The sequence below is a fragment of the Pseudovibrio ascidiaceicola genome (assembly GCF_900114245.1).
In the GTDB taxonomy this organism is placed as follows: Bacteria; Pseudomonadota; Alphaproteobacteria; order Rhizobiales; family Stappiaceae; genus Pseudovibrio; species Pseudovibrio ascidiaceicola.
The window spans coordinates 62,585-85,155 of the sequence record NZ_FOSK01000010.1 but is presented as its reverse complement, the minus strand read 5'-3'; the positions used below and the strand labels follow the sequence as shown (position 1 = coordinate 85,155).

The 22,571-nt window shown below is 52.7% G+C and carries 19 protein-coding genes; 10 read left to right on the top strand and 9 right to left on the bottom strand.

The window, feature by feature from the left end:
* Nucleotides 1–64: 64 nt before the first annotated feature.
* The 4 genes from nagZ to BM231_RS18495 all read right to left on the bottom strand — a co-directional run bounded on the left by nagZ (nucleotide 65) and on the right by BM231_RS18495 (nucleotide 7,127).
* Entirely contained in the window at nucleotides 65–1,078 is a 1,014-nt protein-coding gene (gene nagZ / locus BM231_RS18510; RefSeq protein WP_093521673.1) for a beta-N-acetylhexosaminidase, read from the bottom strand.
* Between the two features lie 73 nt (nucleotides 1,079–1,151).
* Nucleotides 1,152–3,983, bottom strand: a complete 2,832-nt coding sequence (locus BM231_RS18505; protein WP_093521671.1) for an SPOR domain-containing protein — start codon at nucleotides 3,981–3,983, stop codon at nucleotides 1,152–1,154.
* 80 nt (nucleotides 3,984–4,063) lie between these two features.
* Complete coding sequence (gene argS, locus BM231_RS18500) at nucleotides 4,064–5,818, bottom strand: arginine--tRNA ligase (RefSeq protein WP_093521669.1); 1,755 nt, start codon at nucleotides 5,816–5,818, stop codon at nucleotides 4,064–4,066.
* A 91-nt stretch (nucleotides 5,819–5,909) separates the two neighbouring features.
* Complete coding sequence (locus BM231_RS18495; protein WP_093521667.1) at nucleotides 5,910–7,127, bottom strand: deoxyguanosinetriphosphate triphosphohydrolase; 1,218 nt, start codon at nucleotides 7,125–7,127, stop codon at nucleotides 5,910–5,912.
* Between the two features lie 316 nt (nucleotides 7,128–7,443).
* Between BM231_RS18495 and erpA the strand changes: the two genes are divergently transcribed.
* The 4 genes from erpA to mgrA all read left to right on the top strand — a co-directional run bounded on the left by erpA (nucleotide 7,444) and on the right by mgrA (nucleotide 10,382).
* A complete protein-coding gene (gene erpA, locus BM231_RS18490) occupies nucleotides 7,444–7,785 on the top strand; it encodes an iron-sulfur cluster insertion protein ErpA (RefSeq protein ID WP_057466246.1) in 342 nt (113 codons plus the stop codon).
* A 211-nt stretch (nucleotides 7,786–7,996) separates the two neighbouring features.
* Entirely contained in the window at nucleotides 7,997–8,236 is a 240-nt protein-coding gene (locus BM231_RS18485; protein ID WP_093521665.1) for a hypothetical protein, read from the top strand.
* A gap of 190 nt (nucleotides 8,237–8,426) precedes the next feature.
* Complete coding sequence (gene xth / locus BM231_RS18480; protein ID WP_093521663.1) at nucleotides 8,427–9,209, top strand: exodeoxyribonuclease III; 783 nt, start codon at nucleotides 8,427–8,429, stop codon at nucleotides 9,207–9,209.
* A gap of 111 nt (nucleotides 9,210–9,320) precedes the next feature.
* The gene (mgrA, locus tag BM231_RS18475) at nucleotides 9,321–10,382 is read left to right on the top strand and encodes an L-glyceraldehyde 3-phosphate reductase (protein ID WP_093521661.1); all 1,062 of its coding nucleotides are present in this window, start codon (nucleotides 9,321–9,323) and stop codon (nucleotides 10,380–10,382) included.
* Between the two features lie 47 nt (nucleotides 10,383–10,429).
* On the opposite strand, the gene BM231_RS18470 is transcribed toward mgrA, so the two are convergent.
* Entirely contained in the window at nucleotides 10,430–10,918 is a 489-nt protein-coding gene (locus BM231_RS18470; protein WP_063311256.1) for a hypothetical protein, read from the bottom strand.
* A gap of 198 nt (nucleotides 10,919–11,116) precedes the next feature.
* Nucleotides 11,117–11,491: a carboxymuconolactone decarboxylase family protein gene (locus tag BM231_RS18465; RefSeq protein ID WP_093521659.1), complete on the bottom strand. Its 375-nt coding sequence runs from the start codon at nucleotides 11,489–11,491 to the stop codon at nucleotides 11,117–11,119.
* A 284-nt stretch (nucleotides 11,492–11,775) separates the two neighbouring features.
* Between BM231_RS18465 and BM231_RS18460 the strand changes: the two genes are divergently transcribed.
* The 4 genes from BM231_RS18460 (at nucleotide 11,776) to BM231_RS18445 (ending at nucleotide 17,358) form a co-directional block, all read left to right on the top strand.
* On the top strand, nucleotides 11,776–12,903 hold the full coding sequence (locus tag BM231_RS18460) for an alanine racemase (RefSeq protein WP_093521657.1): 1,128 nt from the start codon (nucleotides 11,776–11,778) through the stop codon (nucleotides 12,901–12,903).
* Between the two features lie 680 nt (nucleotides 12,904–13,583).
* Nucleotides 13,584–15,875 carry a formate C-acetyltransferase gene (gene pflB / locus BM231_RS18455; RefSeq protein WP_208860488.1) on the top strand — a complete coding sequence of 764 codons (2,292 nt, stop codon included), beginning with the start codon at nucleotides 13,584–13,586 and terminating at the stop codon, nucleotides 15,873–15,875.
* Nucleotides 15,876–16,162: 287 nt separating this feature from the next.
* Nucleotides 16,163–16,897 carry a pyruvate formate-lyase-activating protein gene (pflA, locus tag BM231_RS18450; protein ID WP_093521653.1) on the top strand — a complete coding sequence of 245 codons (735 nt, stop codon included), beginning with the start codon at nucleotides 16,163–16,165 and terminating at the stop codon, nucleotides 16,895–16,897.
* Nucleotides 16,898–17,025: 128 nt separating this feature from the next.
* Nucleotides 17,026–17,358 carry a hypothetical protein gene (locus BM231_RS18445; RefSeq protein ID WP_063296967.1) on the top strand — a complete coding sequence of 111 codons (333 nt, stop codon included), beginning with the start codon at nucleotides 17,026–17,028 and terminating at the stop codon, nucleotides 17,356–17,358.
* A gap of 60 nt (nucleotides 17,359–17,418) precedes the next feature.
* On the opposite strand, the gene BM231_RS18440 is transcribed toward BM231_RS18445, so the two are convergent.
* The 3 genes from BM231_RS18440 to BM231_RS18430 all read right to left on the bottom strand — a co-directional run bounded on the left by BM231_RS18440 (nucleotide 17,419) and on the right by BM231_RS18430 (nucleotide 21,270).
* Nucleotides 17,419–18,255, bottom strand: coding sequence for a beta-keto acid cleavage family enzyme (locus BM231_RS18440; protein ID WP_093521651.1), 837 nt, complete (start codon nucleotides 18,253–18,255; stop codon nucleotides 17,419–17,421).
* Nucleotides 18,255–19,595 (bottom strand): aspartate aminotransferase family protein, encoded by a 1,341-nt coding sequence (locus BM231_RS18435; RefSeq protein ID WP_093521649.1) that lies wholly within the window; start codon nucleotides 19,593–19,595, stop codon nucleotides 18,255–18,257. The genes BM231_RS18440 and BM231_RS18435 overlap by 1 nt, the downstream gene beginning before the upstream one ends.
* A gap of 298 nt (nucleotides 19,596–19,893) precedes the next feature.
* Complete coding sequence (locus BM231_RS18430; protein ID WP_093521866.1) at nucleotides 19,894–21,270, bottom strand: MATE family efflux transporter; 1,377 nt, start codon at nucleotides 21,268–21,270, stop codon at nucleotides 19,894–19,896.
* Between the two features lie 150 nt (nucleotides 21,271–21,420).
* On the opposite strand from BM231_RS18430, the gene BM231_RS18425 reads away from it, so the two are divergent.
* Both BM231_RS18425 and aroQ read left to right on the top strand, forming a co-directional pair.
* Entirely contained in the window at nucleotides 21,421–22,044 is a 624-nt protein-coding gene (locus BM231_RS18425; protein ID WP_063301800.1) for a TetR family transcriptional regulator C-terminal domain-containing protein, read from the top strand.
* 38 nt (nucleotides 22,045–22,082) lie between these two features.
* The gene (aroQ, locus tag BM231_RS18420) at nucleotides 22,083–22,526 is read left to right on the top strand and encodes a type II 3-dehydroquinate dehydratase (RefSeq protein ID WP_093521647.1); all 444 of its coding nucleotides are present in this window, start codon (nucleotides 22,083–22,085) and stop codon (nucleotides 22,524–22,526) included.
* Nucleotides 22,527–22,571: the final 45 nt, after the last annotated feature.

Sequence of the window (22,571 nt, the reverse complement as noted above, 5' to 3'; positions counted from 1 at the left end):
CATCAATCCCTTTAAAGCGCACACCTGAATAGAACGTCTTACAGCCTGGCTAGAAGACGCCGCCTTACACGACCGCACACAGCTCATCAAACTCCGCACGCAGTGCCGTTTCATCCCCATCAAACACTTGGGTATTTCGCTGCATAGCCGCTTCGATACGCTCAGCGCGCTTGCCATCTATCTCCGGCACGGCAGAAGCAACCACCTTCATCTCATCCAGTTCACCATTGCAATGCAGAACAAGATCACATCCCGCCGCAACAATTTTCTCAACCCTGCCCTTCAAATCACCGCCAAGCGCTTTCATGGAGATGTCATCACTGATCAAGACACCGTCAAAACCAATCGCTTCCCGGATAACCTTCTGAATAGCATAGGAAGATTGCGTAACAGGATGATCTCCGTCAATCTCTTTAAAGACGATGTGAGCTGTCATCCCCATCGGGCAATCCCGCAAGGATTTGAACGGTAAAAAGTCCCGCTCTTCAAGCTCCTCAAGTGGGCTTGTCACTTCAGGCAAGGATAAGTGACTATCAACCAGTGCTCGGCCATGGCCCGGCATATGCTTCATAACCGGCATCACACCAGCCGCAAGGCAGCCATCCATCGCAGCACGGCCCAAATCACTCACAAGCGCAGCATCAGACCCGTAGGCCCGCAGACCAATAATGTTACTCGCACCTTCAATCGGCATATCAAGACACGGAATACAGTTGGCGCTCAGCCCAAGATCACGCAGATCCAGCCCAATCAGCAAGGCATGCAGATAAGCAGCTCGTTTCGCCACGTCAACATCCTGCGCATAAAGGCGCCCAATCGTCCCTGCCGCTGGATAAATCGGCACATGCGGCGCCCCAAAGCGCTGTACACGTCCACCTTCCTGATCAATAAAAACAGGCGCATCCGCACGGCCAACAGCCTCGCGAAAATCAGCAGAAAGTCGGCGGATCTGCTCCGGCGTTTCCATGTTTCGGGCAAATAGGATCAGACCAAACGGCTGCTGGTCACGAAAAAAAGCTTTGTCCTCAGCGCTGAGCTCAGGTCCAAGGCATCCGGAAATGAACGATTTTAAAAACATGAGTAAAGCTGGTAGCTTGACGCTGGTACGGCGTCAAGCTCCAAAGCGTAGTCCCCGAAAAGGGAAAGCGTATTTAGTTGCGGCGAACGTAACAGTCGCCACCAGCAGATTTAAACTCACCGCAGAAGGTGTTCGCACTGGTCGGACCGTCAAACGGCACCTGAATACGGTAGTAAATGCCTTTGTCGCCAAGATCAGCACGCGTAATCACCGGCGTCACCAAAGCCATCAGGTTTGGATAGCGGCTGTTGTAGCGGCGGATCTGACCACGAGCATCCTCAACAGTGCGCACAGAAGCCACCTGCACGATGTAAGTACCACCAGGAATCTCACCCACAACACCTTCACTCGGTGTCGGAGTTGGAGCAATCGCCTGCGGATTTACAGCAGCTGTCTGCGTGTTCTGATTACCAGTCAGGTTCAGTGGCGCGTTGCTGGCACGAGACGTCTGCTGTGGTTGCAGCGGCGTCAGTGTGTTGGAGCGAACAGTACCACTGCCTGTATTGGCAGAGGCCACAACAAACGGCTTGGACTGTGGCACAACACTCACACCCAGAAGCGTGTTGCGCGTCTCGGTCCGTGTTGCCACCGGAGCGTTCGCAAACGCATCCTGCAAGCTTGTGGTTGTTGGCACAGCAGCAGTTTGCTGGTTAGCACTCTGGGTTTCACCCGGAAGTGGATCCCACTGCCCAGACGTTGCCGCTGGTGTGGTGCTACCCGTATTCTGTGGATTGCTGTTGCGCACAGTGCTGCTTGTAACAACACGTGGCTGCGCAGACGTATTAGCCTCTGCACCACCAGCCCGTTGAACGATGGTTCCGTCAGGACGAACAATAACGGTTCGCACCTTCTTCGTCGGGTTCACATCAAACACGCTGGACTTGGCAGTATCCGTTTCGCTGGACGCAGGCGGCAGTGGAGTAACAGCTGCATCTTCACGCTGAATCATCTTCTCACCAGTAACTGGCTGAGACGCTTCCTGCGGAGAAAAGACTTTTGCAGTGTCATTTTTAGGCTGCGCAGAAGGAGATGGAACCTCCTTCATTGGAGAGGCATCAGCGCGAATGACCGGTGGCGGTGTCGCATCTCCGCCTGCTCCGCCAAAGTCGAACAGGAACAAGCCGGCACCGCCAACCACAACAATCGCAACAATGGATGCAGCAGCCATCAGGCCTTTCCGCATACCGCCGCCACTGCGGCTCTCGTCTGCTTCAATCGGAACATCAACAGAAACGCGCGGTACAGCCTGCGGAAGAACACCGCCATCAAGGCTCGGGTCTTCTTTGCGCATGGCCTGCGCCACAGCATCAAGATCATATCCGCCAGGAGGAGGAGACTGCTCTTCACCCTGCTTTTTCGCAGCACTCATTGCCTCTTGATGAGCAGCTTCCGTCTGCGCCAGCTTCTCAGCAGCTGCAGGCCAGGACATTTCATCCAAAGACGTGTCGCTTGCAACGCTTTCGTCCAGCTGCCAGGCGTCATCGCCCTCATTGGCAAATGGGTCGATTTCCTGAGCAACCTGTTCAAAACCGGCGCTCATGCGTTCAAATTCATTCAGCTCTGCAGCCACTTCAGGACCGATTTCAACTTCCGGCTCTGGTTCTGGCTGCGGCTCCTGCGCAATTTCATCTGCGAAGATGTCATCAACGCTCGCTTCAATGTCTTGCGCAACATTGCGCGCAGGCTGAGGCGCAACAGGTTCAGCAACAACGCTCGGCTGCGCTTCACCTTCAAGACTGAACTCAGCCATCAAGGCTTCTTCAAGGTGCTTGGCAGGAATAACAGTTTCCTGTGCAGACACTTCAGGAGCAGTGATGTGCTCACCTTCAAGCTCAGCACCGGTGTCCATCGCAAACGCGGTCATATCCGGTTCAAATGAAACAGATTCAGCTGCAGCCGCCACATCATCATGCGTGCCACGCAATTGAGGCGCGGCAGGAGCTTCTTCAACCGCAGGCGCTGGTGCCGGAGCAGGCTGAACAGGTTTAGCAGCGGCAGCTGCGGTTGCACGCTCTGCAGCGCGCTCGGCGCGCCAGCTATCATAATCACTTTGGGAAAGCTCATCCAGAGCTCTCGGCGCAGCAGATGCCGCACTCTGCACAGGAGCAGCAGGCTCAGCCGCACGCGGTGTTTCAACTGCACGCGGAGCATCCGCAGTGCGGCGTTCCAAACGCTCACGCAAAGTCTGCTCAGGACGAACATCCCGTGCACCAACAGCATCCAGCGTCGGTGTCGCACGGCTCACGGACCGTTGAGGACGAGACGTCTGCTCACGCTCCACCTGAGACTGATTCAGAGAAGCAACAAGGCTCTCTTCAAGGTCGCGGGAAAGAATATCATCCATTTCCGGCTCTGCAGTCACGTCAGCGGCAGTCACAGACTGGCGCACAGGTGCAGGCGCAGGAACTGGCTTAGCTTCAGGCACAGCCACCGCTTTTGGAACAGGAGGAAGGTCGCTGACGTAATCAACAGCCTCACTTGGTGCACCAGCGGACAACGCAGCAGCACTTAAATCCGCAAATGGATCAGCATGTGCAGGTGACGCGGAAGTCTTTGGAGATGCAAACACAGCATCCAGAGCCGCAAATGAATCTTGAGTTGATGCAGGCTCATTTGCTTCAGCTGCACCCACTGAATAATCATCGGCCAACGTGGCATCCTGAGAGCCATGCTGTGGAGCATGATCGGCAGCAACGCTGCGCTCATCAGTTTTTGGAAACAGCGGACGGTCAGAGACTTCGCTTTCGACGCGAGAACTAGGACGGTACTGAGCAGCGCTCTCCCCGACAATTCTGGCAAGTTCTACGAGCGGATCTTGATCGCCTGCCCACTGTTGCGGTTCATCGCCTGCCGATTGCCTAGCAGAAACCTCACCCGGTCCCGGATACTTGGAGCGATTGGTCATTGCAGCGGTGTTTTCCCTTAAATAAGAGGCTCGCAATCCCCACCGCGAACCTCCAGTACTCTATCAACTATGCTCAGGCACTAGCGCATTTCATTTGGTGCTGTGACACCCAAAACATTGAGGCCAGAAGCAATTACCTGTGAAACTGCGTAAACTAACGCGAGTCGAGCTTTGGTTAATTCTGGCGTTTTATCATTAATAAAGCGTAATTGCGGCTTTTCCTTGCCTCTGGACCAGTGTCCATGCAGGGCGCTTGCAAGCTCATACAGATAGAACGCGATGCGGTGCGGCTCGTGATTTTCTGAGGCTCCGTCTACAATTCGAGGCCACTGAGCCATCTTCGCGACCAGTGCAAGTTCACCCTCATCTTCAAGTTGTGCAAAATCTGCAGACTGCAACTCTTCAGGGGTATTGGAGAACCAATCCAGCTCTCCAGCAGCCTGACGCAGCACAGAATGACACCGAGCGTGACCGTACTGAACATAAAACACTGGATTGTCTTTTGACTGCTCTTTCACCTTGTCAAAATCGAAGTCCAGCTGCGCATCGTTCTTACGATAGAGCATCATAAAGCGTACCGCATCTACGCCCACTTCATCAACCACATCGCGAAGGGTGATGAAATTACCAGAGCGCTTGGACATTTTGAACTCGGCGCCGCCCTTGAAAAGCTTCACGAGCTGACACAGACGCACAATCACATCCACATCACCGCCGGAGATCGCATTGCCGATCGCTTCCAGACGCTTCACATAGCCGCCATGGTCCGCACCAAGCACAAAGATGATCTCTTTGAACCCGCGCTCGATCTTGTCGCGCATATAAGCAACGTCAGCCGCAAAGTAGGTGTAGCTGCCATCAGATTTCACCAGCGCACGGTCACTGTCATCACCGTAGTTGGAAGAACGGAACAGAGTCTGTTCACGGTCTTCCCAGTCATCCGGCACTTCGCCTTTTGGTGGTGGCAGAGTGCCAGTGTAAACCAGATCGCGCTGACGCAGAGCATCGAGCGTCAGATCAATGGCATTCCCCTGACCATGCATGGTTTTTTCTGAGAAGAACACGTCGTGCTTAACGTTCAGAGCACTAAGGTCTTCACGGATCAAATCCATCATCTTGTCAACGGCATAGCTCTTGAGCATAGCATGACGTTCGCCCTCACTCATATCCTTCAGGCTCTCACCAAACTCCTCTGCCAGCGCTTTGCCGACGGGAATGAGGTATTCGCCCGGATAATAGCCCTCAGGGATCTGACCAATGTCTTCACCCAGCGCTTCGCGGTAGCGCAAGAAGGCGGACTTCGCCAGAGTATCGATCTGGGAGCCAGCATCGTTGATCACGTATTCGCGGGTCACATCGTAACCGGCAAACTGCAACAGGCTCGCCAGCGCATCGCCCACAACAGCGCCGCGTGTATGGCCCACATGCATCGGGCCGGTCGGGTTCGCGGAAACATACTCCACGTTCACCTTCAGACCAGCACCACGGCTGCCACTGCCAAACGCATTGCCCTTGGCAACAACATCTGCCAGCACACGCTCCCACAGAACCTTGTTCACGCGGATGTTGATGAAGCCAGGTCCGGCAACATCAACAGCATCAACTTCACTGTCCGCGCGCAGGCCTTCTGCAATCTTTTCGGCAAGATCACGCGGCTTCATCTTCAGCTGTTTAGCCAGCACCATGGCAGCGTTGGTCGCCAGATCGCCATGAGCAGCATCCCGAGGAGGTTCAACAGTCACACGTCGGAGATCCAGCTCCGGCGCGTCAGCAGCAAGGTCGAGACCCTTGACTACACTGTTTACCCTTTCGGCGAAGTCTGCAAAGATGTTCATTTTTAATAGCCTAGTTTTGACAGCTCACAGGGTTTTGCAAAGCCATAGCCCCACATAAACTCCATGAATTAATAGTGTTTGAATTGGCGCATTACCCCAGTTCTGGGGTATCGTCAAATAATCGTCGATGTTCGTCTATGGCATAACGGTCTGTCATGCCTGCAATGAAGTCACAGACCCTGCGGGCCTTCACATCATCACCCTCACCTTTCAGCCCTGTACACCAAGGTTCTGGCATTCTTTCCGGTGCCTTAAAGTAGGCATGGAATAAATCCCGCACCACTTTGGCAACCTTCCTGCGAACCGCCAGAACACTTTCGTGCCGGTACAGATTGGCAAATAAAAACTCTTTCAACTCGCGCTCTTCTCGCGCCATTTCAGTTGAAAAGGCAATAACAGGACCATTTGCATCACGAATATCCCCGCATTTCTTGGGAGAAACCTGATTAATTCGGGAAATACTCTCCGCAATCACGTCCTCTACCATGCCGGTAATACATCTGCGCCCAATCTCGTGAATACGCCGTGCATCCTCAAGACCGGGATATTTCCCGTCCACCTCATCCAGAATACGCTTCAGATACGGCACGTCTTTCATAGCCTCAAAACTGAGCAGCCCTGCCCGCAATCCGTCATCCAGATCATGCGCGTCATATGCAATATCATCTGCTATCGCCGCCACCTGCGCTTCAGCACTCGGCCACGACCAGAGCAGCAAATCCTGATGCTTGGCGTACTCACTCACAGCAAACGGCAAATGCTTGCCTTCAAGCTTGCCACACGGCGCGCCGGATCGATCCGTCAGCGGCCCATTGTGCTTCACAAGCCCTTCCAGCGTCTCCCACGCCAGATTGAGCCCATCAAACTCCGCATACCGGCGTTCCAGATCCGTCACGATGCGCAGAGACTGGGCGTTGTGATCAAACCCGCCATAGTCCGCCATGCATTCATGCATCACGTCCTCACCCTCATGCCCAAACGGAGTGTGTCCAAGATCATGCGCCAGCGCCAGACACTCCGCCAGATCCTCATCCAACCGCAGCGCACGCGCCAGCGAGCGCGCAATCTGGGAGACCTCAATGGTGTGTGTCAGACGTGTGCGGAAGTGGTCACCCTCATGATACACAAACACCTGAGTCTTATGCTTAAGGCGGCGGAAAGCAGCACTATGAATAATACGATCACGGTCACGCTGAAACGGCGTGCGTGTCGGGCTCTCCGGTTCTGGAAAAAGTCGGCCACGGCTGACTTCCGGATCAACAGCATACTCCGCCCGTGGCTGAGCCCCGTATCCTAACGTCTTGACCATTCTTTATCCCCCACCCCTTACAATCAGAAAATGCCCAGGTCATTCCCTGCGATTTTCGTATCACAGCAATGACATAACAGATGTAAAGGCCCTGTAAACAACCGCTTTCCCAAGCCAAATGTAATTTAGCAATAAAATACTATGGAAATTACCATGGAGACCACCTAAATTATAAGGCAAAGCGCATTCCCGAAAAGTGGCTACCGGTTTTCGGATAAGAATACGCAGATAAATAATCTTTAAAGCTGTTTAAGCAGCCCAAACCAAAAGCAAACAGCTTTAAAGAAAGTACGCAAGCCGAAACAAGACTGAGCTTATGACCCAGACCCCTGAAAACACTGTCGGCTTGACCGACAAGGCCGCAAAACGCGTTGCCCAGATACTGGAAACAGAAACCAATGGCAGTATGCTTCGCATTTCTGTCGAAGGTGGCGGCTGTTCCGGTTTTCAATACAAGTATGACATTGTAAAAGAACAGGAAGACGACGACCTCGTCCTCGCCAAACTCGGCGCGACGGTTCTCATCGACAGCATCTCCCTGCAATACATGGCAGGCTCCGAAATTGACTTCGTGACAGATCTCATGGGCCAGTCCTTCCAGATCTCAAATCCTCAAGCCGCCGCCGGCTGCGGATGCGGCACAAGCTTCTCCATCTAAGATAAGCCAGTCGCACATCAGGGGGATAAGTCAGACAACGGGCGTGAATGCATCCCAAAGCAACCACGCCCTACCAGCCTCAAAGCCCCACCACACAAAAACGCAGCTTTCCCGCTTTCCTCTCAAACCAACGCACATTTCAACGCAAAACAGTTATCCGCGCACTGCGTAGAACTTGTTCCCTCCCACGCAACACCCTCAGAGAGGCCTCATGCTGTCCTTTCAAAACGCACACAAGCTGGTTGTTTACGCGCTCCTGAGTATTGGCGTACTGCAGATCGTCACGTCGCTCATAGCGAACTGGCATTTCGGCGTCTTCGCTTACACTGCCGATCAGTTTGTGACCCAGGCATCTGTCCTTGTGAGTTCATTTGCAATCGGTGGGCAACTCATCGCACTGGCCTTCATCCTTGAATACCTCAAAAGGCTTTTAGATCAGAAAACCAAGTAAAGCCGCCCCAAGATTGCCCGACGCCATACGACAAGCCCTCATCCACACACAGTTGTGCTGCTCACCTTGCCCTCCTCTGGCACCGTGCTAGAACAAATCAAGACACATATAGACCAAGCAGCCAGAGCAACTGCTGCAAATGCATTGATGCGCAGAGCTCTGACCTCGCTGCTTCTCGAAGGGAAACCCGATGAAAATCGCAAGCTGGAACATTAATGGCGTCAAAGCGCGATTAGAAACGGTTCTCAAATGGCTCGAAGAAGAACAGCCAGACGTCGCCTGTTTTCAGGAAATTAAATCGGTTGATGAGAACTTCCCGCGCGCTCTGTTTGAGGAGCTGGGTTACAATCTGGAAACCCACGGCCAGAAAGGCTTCAACGGTGTAGCAATCCTGTCCAAGCGCCCGTTTGAAGAGGTCAACCGCCGCCTGCCAGGTGACGATGAAGACGAACAAGCCCGTTACATTGAGGCCGTCATAGCAGGCGACAACGAACCAATCCGTGTAGGTTGCCTCTACCTGCCAAACGGCAATCCGGTAGAGACAGAAAAATTCCCTTATAAACTGCGCTGGATGGACCGCCTTCACAAGCATGCCGTTAAGCAACTGGAAAAGGAAGAAGCCTTCCTGCTGGTTGGCGATTACAACGTCATTCCTGAGCCGGAAGACGCAAAGAAGCCAGAGGCTTGGGTCGGTGATGCCCTCTTCCGCCCGGAAAGCCGCCAGCGTTTCCGCGCCCTGCTCAACCTCGGTTTCACCGAAGCCGTCCGCGCCACCAATGGTACCGCCGGAACCTACACGTTCTGGGATTATCAGGCAGGTGCATGGCAACGTGACAACGGTATCCGCATCGACCACCTGCTGCTCTCACCGGAAGCCGCCCGCATCATGCAGGGCGTCGGCATCGACAAACACGTCCGCGGCTGGGAAAAACCATCAGACCACGTCCCGGTCTGGGTTGAACTCTCCGCTTAAAAACCGCGCTCGTTTTGAGCGTACCCTTCAAAAAATCTGGTGGCAACCGCGCCACCAGCCCTCCTTATTTTCCATCCAAAACAAATAAACAGAAGTCTGGGAGGACATCTGATGGCTTGGCAACCAGCTGAAAATCGCTACGACACCATGAAGTACAACCGTTGCGGGAAGAGTGGCCTCAAGCTACCTGCCATCTCCCTCGGTCTCTGGCACAACTTCGGTGAAACCACCCCACACCAGACCAAACGTGAGATGTGCCGCACCGCGTTTGATCTGGGTATCACCCACTTTGACCTTGCCAACAACTACGGCCCACCTCCAGGCAGTGCAGAAACCGCCTTTGGTGAGATCCTGCGCACCGACCTTGCCGGATACCGCGACGAACTCGTCATCTCTTCCAAAGCGGGATATGACATGTGGCCGGGACCATATGGCGAATGGGGCAGCCGCAAGTACCTTATGGCCAGCTGCGATCAGTCCTTGAAGCGCATGGGACTGGACTACGTCGACATCTTTTATTCCCACCGTTTTGATCCGGACACACCACTGGAAGAGACCATGATGGCCCTCGACCAGATCGTCCGTCAGGGTAAAGCGCTCTATGTTGGCATTTCCTCTTACAACTCCAAGCGCACCAAGGAAGCAGCGAAGATCTTGAAGGAACTGGGCACCCCATGCCTCATCCATCAGCCAAGCTATTCCATGCTCAACCGATGGGTGGAAGAAGACGGCCTGCTTGACACGCTGGAAGAAGAAGGCATCGGATCGATCGTCTTTTCCCCGCTTGCACAGGGCATGCTGACCAACAAATACCTGGGTGGCGTTCCGCAGGACAGCCGCGCGGGCAAACACGTCGGCTCCTTCCAGGAAAGCTTCCTCAACGAAACCACCCTAAACCACATTCGCTCGCTCAACGAGATTGCTGAGAACCGTGGGCAGACACTCGCCCAGATGGCTCTGGCATGGGTTCTGCGCAAAGGCCGGGTCACCTCAGCACTGATCGGCGCAAGCCGTAAGGAGCAAGTGATCGACTGTGCAGCCACCATCAACAATCTGGAGTTCACAGAGGAAGAGCTGACCGCCATCGATCAGTACGCCACAGAAGCCAACATCAACCTTTGGGCCCAATCCTCCGAACGCGAAGGCCCATCCCGCCCCGCGAAGAAGAAGTAAGGATTAAGCGCGCGGAGCATCGCTCCGCGCGACCTCAAGATATCTGATCAGCAAGTAGCTGCTCGGCGCAGTTTAAACTTCTTAGGCGCTTTGCATTTTTGCAAAATATACGGCGCCTTTTTGGAACGACTAAGTCCATAAGGATCCCCCTTCAATGAGGCGACGACACCTTTGGCGGAGAACTCCCGAGGTGTACAACTCCACTTGCCGCCACGCTTATCAGTGACCGGATTGTAAGTGTTTGAGCCATACTGGTAGCAAACCAATTTCCCGTCCACTTTCCATCTGCCGGGAAGAACCACTTTGTTTCCAGGGTACCAAAGGAAATTCGATTTATTCGATCCGAAATACTCTACCTGGAAACCATGTAACCGATTGAAGCTCAGATAAGTCCGACCAGCTTTCGGGTATTCAGGAAAAAGGTTCTCCTGATACATGATGCGGGAAAATTCCTTTTGAGAGGAAACCCCGGAATTACAACCCGCCAAAATCGCCAGCACGCCAACCATGAGCGCGCGTCGCAGCAACACCTTCATACTCAATCTCCATATATGCACATTTCACACAATTGGAGTAACAGCAGGAAATCAAACTTAGAAGTGCGCGCAAGCAAAATACAACTCATATCAAGAACAATCTAACAAGCTATATCATTGATATTTAAGTTAAAATATTATTTTAATAAAGGTATATAGAGGTTAGCTCATCACCCACTTCCATATCCAGACACTCTATCAAGACCGCGGATCCAGCCCCTTTTCTTCAAAGTACGCGATTGCTGTGTTCAGGCCATTCAGGGCGGCGGGCACGCCTGCATAGACCGCCATTTGCCAGATGATCTCAAGAATCTCGGAGGGCCGCGCACCTGAGTTTAGTGTGTGCTCAATGTTCATGGCCAATTGCGGCCCTGTATGGCCGCCCATCGCTGTCAAAGCTGCAATACTGCACAACTGCCGGGTCTTCAGGTCAACCCCTTCCCGGCCATAATGCTTGTCGTAGGCCCAGTCCACCACACTCTCAGACATACCGGGCACCGCAGCATCATATTTATCAGCAAGCTTCTTCTTCAGTTCAGGATTTAAAATACTCAGGACTTTCTCCGCATTCATTAGCCAGTCTCCTCAAGCCATAAACAATCGCCGATCAGACCTGCCTATCTGCCTCCTCTTGATAATCAGTGTGTTAATCATCGAGAAGTTGAGGAGATTGCGGCAAACACTCATCCCGCTCGCCCATCAGAGCAGCACGTCTTGTAAGTTCATAAGATCCCTTAAGAGACTGAAATAGTGAGAAAATGTAGCTCTCTTATAAAACCGGAGCATACGACTGTTTATTCCTTCTCAGATCTGCTAGGCATTTTTACGAGGAACAATCTGGATTGCGGAGCCACTCAATGCTTGAAGACCTTCAAACCCCTTGCCTTTTGCTCGATGAAGCTGCAATGCGCCGAAACATCAAAGGCATGGCGGACAGGTTCAAACAGATCGACGTTCCGCTGCGCCCGCACCTCAAAACAGCTAAGTCCATTGATGTCGCCCGCATTCTGCAAGAGCATGGCGCAGACCGCTGGACCGTTTCCACATTGAAGGAAGCAGAATACTTTTCCTCCTTTGGCCTCAAAGATATCCTCTATGCCGTCTCCATCATCCCGCAAAAGATGGAACGCATCATGCGCCTCAACCGCGCCGGCGCCCAAATGTCCATCTGTCTGGACAGTACCGAAATGGCAACGCACCTATCTACCATGACATTGGATGGCCCAAAGCCGCGCGTCTATCTGGAGGTCGATGTGGACGGTCACCGCACTGGCGTAAAGGCAGATCAACAGCGCGCCGTAGATGTCGCCAGAATACTTGCAAACGCATCTAACATGGAATTCGCCGGCGTTATGGCCCATGGTGGCGGCGTGAGCTATGCAGCAAACGGCAAGCAGGAGCTGGAAGCCGCTGCGGAACAGGAGCGCACAGCAACGCTTGCCGTTAAAGACGCCATTCTGGAAGCAGGCCTACGTTGCCCGCAAGTCAGCATCGGCTCCACACCAACAGCCCTCTTCGGAACATCATTTGACGGAGTTTCTGACGTTCGCGCAGGCGTTTACGTCTTTCAGGATGTGTTTCAGGCAAACCTTGGCATGTGCGCAATGGAAGATGTGGCTGCCACCGTACTCACCAGCATCATCAGCCACGCCCCACACCTCAACCGCATTGTCATCGATGCTGGCGGACTAGCACTCTCCAAGGACCGTTCCTGCGCAAGCCAAAGCAATGACTGTGGCTTCGGCCTTCTAAGCGATGCAGACGGCCACTTGGATCCACTGCTTTATGTGCAAGGTGTCAGCCAGGAGCATGGCTACATCACCACCAGAGACGGAAGCCCTCTTCCCTTCGAATTGTACCCTCTGGGATCACAGCTCCGTGTTCTGCCCAACCATTCTTGCATGACTGTCGCCGCCTATGAGGGCTACCATCTGATTGACGGAGACCATGAAGGAGAGTGGTGGCCACGCTGCAACAGATGGTAGGTCAACCCGTTCCATCAATTATATCGGTCACATCTCATTGAGCCCTACAGATTGTCGCACTAGGAAATTGATTGGCAAAAGTTTTTTCCAATTGCGGCACTCTGAATCTCTCGTGGATATCACCGTTTACCAATCAAGATTTGTGGTGAAATTGAGTCTTTTTGGCCACCTCCAGGTGCTGCCCAGAACCCTAAAAGTCGATTTTCCACCCCCGCCACTAATATTTCAAACTTCGCATATCAGCTATGCAAAATTGACCTACCTACATTATACTTACTATAATGTACTTAGACCGCACCTAAGTGAAAATGCGGGCGCCCTGTTACACTGTTTCGCAAACGCACAAAATCCGCACCTCCTAACACGTAATTTCATAAGCAAATTCATAGGACTAGAACCATTCCAGACCTCCTTGCAACGCACACAACTTGAGCGAGTTATATCACCACCCACAATTGGTCGCCCAATATCCAAAATGTATGCATTTGTATAATGTTGCCTTGCATTTTTTGCAGGTCTGCCAGCCATTTCGGAATTGACATAAATCAAGATGCGGCCCCACTTGAGGCGTACAGTCAATGTCAACAAGCACTGGACGCAAGGAAGCGTAACTCACTGCAAGCCTTTGGAATTTACTTGTAGCACCACGCTAAATTGCTCAAATGATGAAGGACCTAAAAATGGGCGTTCACCAGAACATCGATAAAGCTACCTCCGACACTCTTCCATTTCTGAAAGACGACGGACCCAAGGCTTACGCAGGTTTCAAAAAGGGTGACTGGAACAAAGAAATTGACGTGCGCAATTTCATTCAGCTCAACTACACCCCTTATGAAGGTGCTGACGACTTCCTTGCTGGCCCAACCGCTGCAACAACCAAACTCTGGGACAACGTTCTTGAGTTGATGAAAGAAGAAAACAAGAAAGGCGTTCTCGACGCTGACACTGAAGTTGTTTCTTCTATCGTTTCTCACGCACCAGGCTACATCAACAAAGATCTCGAAAAGATCGTTGGTTTGCAGACCGATGCCCCATTGAAGCGCGCTTTGATGCCTTACGGCGGCCTGAAAATGGCAGCAGCCGCTCTGGAGAGCAACGGTTACAAACTCTCAGAAAAAACCGCTGAGGTTTTCTCTAAGCACCGCAAAACACACAACGACGGTGTGTTCGATCTTTACACTCCGGAAATTCGCCGCGCTCGTTCCGCTGGCATCGTAACCGGCCTTCCAGATGCTTATGGCCGCGGCCGCATCATCGGCGATTACCGCCGCGTTGCGCTGTACGGCATCGACAAGCTGATGGAAGACAAGAAAGCACAGCATGCTTCTTTGGACGGCAACGTCCTGAACGAAGAAACATTGCGCCTTCGTGAAGAAATCTCTGAACAGTACCGTTCCCTCGTTGAATTGAAGGAAATGGGCGCTGCACACGGCTGCGACATCAGCCGCCCTGCAGAAAACGCTCGCGAAGCCATTCAGTGGCTTTACCTTGGCTACCTTGCTGCGATCAAAGAGCAGAACGGTGCAGCCATGTCTCTGGGCCGCACAACCACCTTCCTCGACGTGTACATCCAGCGCGATCTGGACAAAGGCGTCATCACGGAAGATGAAGCACAGGAACTGATGGATCACTTCGTCATGAAGCTCCGTATGGTTCGCTTCATGCGTACTCCAGACTACAACGCGCTGTTCTCTGGCGATCCGGTATGGGTAACTGAATCCATCGGCGGCATGGGCATCGATGGCCGGACACTGGTCACCAAAAGCTCCTTCCGTGTTCTGCAGACCCTTGTGAACCTCGGCCCTGCACCAGAACCAAACCTGACCGTTCTGTGGTCCGAGCATATGCCTAAGGGCTTCAAAGACTACTGCTCAAAGATCTCCATCGAGACATCTTCTGTTCAGTACGAAAATGACGACCTGATGCGTCGTTACTGGGGTGATGACTACGGTATCGCTTGCTGTGTATCTGCAATGCGCATTGGCAAGCAGATGCAGTTCTTTGGTGCACGTGCCAACCTTGCAAAAGCAATGCTTTACGCAATCAACGGCGGCATTGACGAAAAAACTGGCAAACAGGTTGGGCCAAAAGCGCACCCAATCACCGGCGACGTGCTGGAATGGGATGAGCTGGAACCACTTTACGACCAGATGCTCGACTGGATTGCAAAAGTCTACGTTCAGGCGCTGAACTGCATCCACTTCAGCCACGACAAGTACAACTACGAGCGCGTTGAAATGGCGCTGCATGACCGCGACATCCTGCGCACCATGGCATGTGGTATTGCTGGTCTGTCTGTTGTTGCTGACAGTATCTCCGCGATCAAAAACGCGAAGGTCAAGATCATCCGTAACGACGAAGGTCTCGCAGTTGATTACGAAATTGAGGGCGACTTCCCTTGCTTCGGTAACAACGACGACAGCGTTGATGTGATTGCAGAAGACATCATGAAGAAATTCATGGGCAAAATCCGCAATCAGCCAATGTACCGCAATGCGACACCTACACAGTCTGTCCTGACCATCACATCCAACGTGGTGTACGGTAAAAAGACTGGCTCTACTCCGGATGGACGTAAAGCAGGCGAACCATTTGCACCGGGCGCAAACCCAATGCATGGCCGTGACCAGAAGGGCGCAGTGGCTTCCATGAAGTCCCTCTGCAAACTTCCTTACGAAGACAGCCAGGACGGTATCTCTTACACCTTCTCCATCATCCCGGGCGCACTGGGCAAGGACGAAGCTGAACGGATCGACAACCTGTCCCACCTGCTCGACGGTTACATGCATGACATGGGTCACCACATCAACGTGAACGTGTTCGATCGCAAGACCCTGGAAGACGCAATGGAACATCCTGAACTGTACCCACAGCTCACCGTTCGTGTCTCCGGTTACGCTGTGAACTTCATCAAGCTGACCCGTGAGCAGCAGATGGATGTGATCAACCGTACATTCCACGGTCAGCGCTAATAGCACTTGGTCAACGGTCAGCGTTAACAGCGCTGACCTCTCAAATTCCAAAACAAGGCGCGGGGCTCAGTCCCGCGCCTTGTTTATTGCGACAAAAGAGCCAATCTCATGCGACAGGAGCGCACATGCACCGAAAATGAATGGCTGAGTTGCACAATTTCATCTTTAAAAACAAGGTCAAAGGCCTTACTTTTAAAGCATTATAAAAAGCAGAAGCGGCCCGAGGAAAAATCCTCACTCCCTATCCAAAACAGGCCGCTCGCAAACAATGATAAAGGACGCCAGCCATGCAAGACACCATGGGCTATGTTCACTCAGTAGAAACAGGCGGAACGGTAGACGGTCCGGGCCTGCGCTACATTGTGTTCACCTCTGGCTGTCCGCTGCGCTGCCTTTATTGCCACAACCCGGACACTCTAAAGCTGAAAGCCGGGAAACAATCCTCCGCCTATGAGCTTTTGAAGGACATCTCCACCTACCGCACCTATTTTGAAACTGGTGGCGGCGGCCTGACCGTGAGTGGCGGTGAACCTATGGCGCAAAAAGAGTTCCTGAAAACACTCCTTTGGGGCTGCAACCAGATGGGCGTTCACACCACCGTGGACACCTCCGGCTATCTGCACGCCAACCTCGATGACGAAACCATCGACATGGCAGACCTCTACCTGCTCGACATCAAATCCTGGGTACCAGAAACCTACAAGAAGGTCACCGGCGTTGAAGTTGGTCCAACTCTTGAGTTCGCAAAGCGTCTGGAAAAGATGGAAAAAGACGTCTGGATCCGCTTCGTACTCGTACCGGGTCTCACCGATGCACTCGAGAACGTTGAAGGTGTCGCGAAGTTCGTCTCCGAGCTTGGCAATGTAAAGCGCGTTGATGTGCTGCCCTTCCACAAAATGGGCGAACACAAGTGGCAATCCATGGGCAAAGCCTATCAGCTCAAAGACACCCGCGAGCCATCAGCCGAAGAAACTGAAGCTGCCAAAGAAACCTTCCGCAAGTACGGATTGGACGTGCACTGAGTAACTGCCACGCTTAGGCCACAGGCGCCCCAAAGATACCTGTCGATTACATGGGTTCTCCTGAATTTCAGGAAAAAGTCGCCACAATACCTTCCCAGACTTGCCCTCGAAAACATGGGGGCTTTTTCATGAGTAAACGAGTTATCCTCGGTGGGCTGGCTATGCTCACCGCAAGCGCATCAGTTGCAGATGCAGGCTTTAATCAAAGCAGAGCAGAAAAATTCGCTAAGAAAAACGAAGAGCACATCATCTGCTACTACCTCTACGGCGTGAGTAACCAGAGCAACAAGCAGGACATCGCCAGAGGCGTCATCACAGCCATGGCCTATGCCAAAGGCATGAAAAAACAGGAAGCCATCTACGCACTTGGCTACGGCTCCGGCAAGATCTCCGCCATTCTGGAAGCCGACCCAGACCACCGCGAAGATCTGATCAAAGAATACAGCAAAGACTGCAAATAGAAAAAAGGCTGCTATCGCATAGATAGCAGCCTTTTGAATTCTCAGTCTCGAAATCCCACTTTACTGTGGTTTTCCAAGCACCTTCAGCACATCATCCTTGGAAACGGCGCCTTCATAACCCATTTCACTGCGGATATGAGAGACCACCTGAATACGCTCTGCGTTGTCCTTGGCAAGCTTGCCAGTGCCATGCCACAAGCTGTTCTCAAAGCCGATCCGCGCATGTCCACCATGACCAAAGGCCAGCGCACCACATGCCGTTTCAGCCCGCCCAAAGGCGCAAAGCATGAACGGGTTATTCTGAGCGATATGAGCTGCCGCATCGCGAGCGCTAAGGAAACCAAGCAAGTCACGTGGATCGCTCTCCTGATCCTTAGCATAACGCCCCAGCACATAAAGCTGGCTGCCATACCCGGCCGGAACAACGCCCTCACCCATCAACAGATCGAGACGAGCCACATCTTCCGGAGCATACAGGATATGCTGAACCGCACGGCCCACCTCCTTCGCTTCATGATAGAACCGGCGCGCCAGATCCATATCACCGCCCTCTGGCGCCATTTCACGCATGGCAACAGAAACAGCCTCAGGCTCCACAGCAGCAACAACATCATACTGTTCCTGCGCGCTGTACCGACCAACAGCTTCGGTGGTGATCTGAACAGCAAGTTCAGGGCACTTGGCCGTCACTTCAAGGATCAGCTCCTTGTAAAGACCAGCATCCAGAACATGCTGCCCTTCCGCACCGCGCACATGGGCATGGAGGGCATCCGCGCCCTCCGCTTCCACGTTCACTGCGCAAGCAACGACATCTTCAATCGTCACCGGCAGCTGCGGATGATCCGCTTTGCCACGACGCGCACCATTCGGCGCGCTCATGATGAGCCGTTTTGTCATTAGACAGAAACTCCGACCTGCGTGAAACTCTCTTTCATTGCAAGGCTTAGCTTCTCAACGATCTCGCCGATATGACTGTCATCAATGATGAACGGAGGCGCGAGCAGAATGTGGTCGCCGATTTTTCCGTCAACCGTACCGCCCATCGGATAACACATCAGTCCAGCCTTCATGGCATTCTGCTTCACTTTTGCATGAAGCTTGAAGGACGGATCCAAAGGCTCTTTCGTGTCGCGATCCTTAACCAGCTCCAGCGCACGGAACAGACCACGCCCGCGAATATCGCCAACATGCGGATGCTGACCAAACTCGTCATGCAGCGCAGCGGAAAGCTTCTCACCCATGGCCCGCACATGCTCCATACGGCCCGGGGCAGTCAACTGGTCCATAACAGCAGCACCAGCGGCAGCAGCCAGCGAATGCCCCATGTAGGTATGACCATGCTGGAAGAAGCCAGAACCCGTCGCGATGGTGTCATAGATCTCTTTAGAACAGAGCATTGCACCAAGTGGCTGATAACCAGCACCAATCCCCTTCGCAACGGCGACGATGTCCGGACGAACCTCATCTTCGTTACACGCGAAGATATGACCGGTGCGACCCATGCCACACATCACTTCATCCAACACAAGCAGGATGCCGTACTTGTCACAGATCTCGCGGATACGTTTCAGATAGCCTTTAACAGCCGGAACCGCGCCCATGGTTGCACCAACAACCGGCTCAGCAAAGAACGCAGCGACCTTTTCCGATCCAACACGCAAAATCTCTTCTTCAAGAAGATTAGCAGAACGCTGGCCGTATTCTTCGAGCGTTTCACTCTCTTCTTTGTAGCGATAGGCGTAACAAGGATCGATATGAGACATTTCGATCAGCAATGGACCGAACATTTCACGGCGCCACTTGTTGCCACCAGCAGAAAGCGCTCCCAGCGTATTTCCGTGATAGCTCTGCCAACGCGCAATCATATGCGAGCGTTGGTTTTCTCCCTTTTCAACAAAGTACTGCCGTACCAATTTAACAGCAGACTCCATTGCCTCCGATCCACCTGAAACCAGATAGACACGGTCAATGCCTTCAGGAGCTTGGGCCACCAATTTATCAGCAAGCTCTTCCGCCGGCTCACTGCCAAAAAAGCCAGTGTGAGCGAACGAAAACTTATCCAGCTGGTCCTTAATCGCGTCGATCACTTGTTCATTAGAGTGACCAAGACAGGAAACCGCGGCGCCCCCACAGGCGTCAAGGTATCTCTTACCAGTGGAATCAATGAGGTAGCACCCGTCGCCTTTAGCAGCTGTTGGTAGTGTTACACGGGTATTTCTAGGAAAGATGTGGCTCATTTTACAGCCTCCGGGCTGTAGCTCTGTTGTTCGATTGACCGTCAATAGACACGCAAAACTACGCGTGACATTTTGCACAGGCACCACATTGCCTACGTCAAAGTACTTGTCCATAAAAAACTATGAAATATCTCCAGATTGTGATCGTAGGCACGCGCGCAAAAGACACTCGAGATATTTTACTACAAATTCCGGCAACAAAATTAAACGGGGTCTTGCTTGAGTAAGCAAAACCCCGTGCACCTAACGTGTAAGTTACTTAGTCACCGAAAGACTCACTCAGTAAAATTTGAATGGCCTAGAGCACGCCAGAGGCGGTGCGCCGCGTCTGACGAAGTATCCAGTGTGGCTTTTTCTGCGAGAACATCAAAAGCGTCATGACCAACGTCAGCGCCTCAGCCACAGGCAGGGCGTAAAACACGCTCATCGGCCCAATCACAAACCACAGGACGACAATCAGCAAAAGCGGCATAACCAGAGACCGGGACACCGCAATCAGTGCCGACTGGGTCGCGCAATGCATACCTGTAAAATAGCCGGAGAACGCGATGTTGACCCCGTTGAACAGGAAAACAGGCCAGATCACACCAATGATCTCGATCGTCAGCTTCACCGTCGCCTGATCTGCATCTCCAACAAAGGCGCTTGCCAGCAACATGGGCTGAAAAATCAATAGACAGGCCAGCAGCAAGCCAACAACGAAGTTGGTCCCAACACCAAGTGACAAAAACTGATAAATTCGGCGCGGTTTCCGAGCCCCAAAATTGACACTCACCAGAGGCCCGAGCCCCTCACCCACGCCATAAAACACCATGATGCCGCTGAAAAACAAGTAGTTCACGATAGTGAACGCAGCCACACCTTGGGCACCGATTTCGGTAATCAGGATCCAGTTAAACAGGAACACAACGATACCGCCAGAGCTTTCGTTGATGAACTCAGACAGACCATTATAGGCAGCCGTGTACATCACCCGCCAAGACCCAAAAGGCCGCAAAAACCGCAACTTTGCGCTTTTATTGGCAAAATGCAAAAGCAGAAACAACATGCCAGCCTGACTGGCCAGCCCCGTTGCCAACGCAGCACCCCAAACGCCCCACCCCAGATACCCGATCATCCAGGCATCCAGCACAATGTTGACCACGGTGATCATCACCATCCCTGCAAGGGAAAAGTTGGGACGTCCGTCAACGCGGACAAAGTGAGACAGTGCGACCGCAAGGCTCAAACCGGGAAAGAACCAGGCAACGGTAAAGATATACGTCTCCACCATCTCAGCAGTCTCCGTGTTTGCACCAAGCATCCGTGCAGCTGTTGGCGTAAAGATAAGCAGCAATGCCGCAAACACCACGGAAAAGGCCAAGACGCTGATCAGCGCCTTCATAAAGATGTTGGAGGCATCTCTTTCCCGTTTCTCACCGATGAACTTGCCAGCCATCACGGCAGCACCAACGGTCAGCATCACCACTACGCCAAAGTAGAGTGCAAACATAGGCGTGATCAGGCTAATCGCAGCCAAAGCCGTCGCGCCAACAAAGTTTCCGACAAAGATGCCATCAACAATACTGGCAGACGCAATGGAAATCATGCCAAGCACAGCAGGAACCGCAAACCGGAAAAACTCTTTCGCCGGATGTCCCCTGGTCATCTGCTCGTTTGCCATTGTCACTGACATGCTTTCCCCTTTGCCTTCGAGAGCGCCCTCCCGCATTTCCGATCAAAATTGAGAAGAATTTGAACTTGAACGATTGATCAACTTGGACATACGCTCAATTTCATGCTATGTCAAGATTGACCAATTTAAAGAGATAATCTGGAACGCTATATGGCCTATCTGGCGAAGGAAGAACGCCGCAAAGCAATCATTCTGGCAACACTGGATGTTGTGAAGGAAAATGGATTTGCTGGCATCACCACCCGTGCAGTTGCCAAGCAACTTGGAGCCGCAACCGGCATTCTTCACCACCACTTTAAATCACTCACAGATTTAAAGTGCGAAGCCCTGCGCTACCTGTCTCAAAAAAACGGCGACAACTGCATCTCGGTCTCCAAAGATCTTCCTCCAACACAAGCCCTGCTCCGTCTCATCAGCTTCAATGCAACTCCTCAGGAAAAAGCGGAGACCAGCATATGGATCAGCGCGGCAGATGAAGCCAACAGAGATCCGGAGTTTGCGCGTGTCTACGCTGAAGAAACCAACAAAAGCCATGAATGGATCTGCAACAACCTCAAGGAAGGTGTCCGGTCTGGCGAGTATACCCTCACCCTGCCCGCTGAACTTGTTGCATGGAAACTCATGTCATTGGCTTTCAATCTTTATGACGTGTCCAATCTGCCCGACACAGATCTGACACCAGACATGGCCGTCCAGATCCTTAAGGACGAACTGAAGTCAACACTCGGCCTCGACAGCAAAGACCTTGCGTCTCAGCTGCTTTCGAGCCATTAAGGTGAGACTTGATCACCGCACAACTTCAGAGAGCTTTCATGAAGAAGATCCTCATCCTCAACGGACCGAACCTGAACCTGCTTGGAATGCGCCAGCCAGAAGTTTATGGCTCCACCACGCTTGCAGAGATTGAAGATCAGTGCCGCGCCCACGCAAAACAGCTGGGTGTAGACCTGGAATGCAAGCAGTCCAACCACGAAGGCGAGCTGATCGACTGGATCCACCAGACCCGTCAGACACGGACCGCAATCGTGCTCAATGCCGGCGCTTACACCCACACGTCAATTGCTATCATGGATGCAATAGCCAGCGTGGAACGTCCTGTGATCGAACTCCATCTCTCAAACATCCATCAGCGAGAAGAGTTCCGCCACACCTCCTACATCTCCAAGGTCGCAAAAGGCATGATCTGTGGCCTGGGCGCTCACGGCTACACATTGGCCATAGACGCCGCCCTACGCGTTCTGGAAGAGGAAGACTAGGCAATGTAGAAAGTTGGCGTATGAGCTTATCAAACGCCTGCAGCA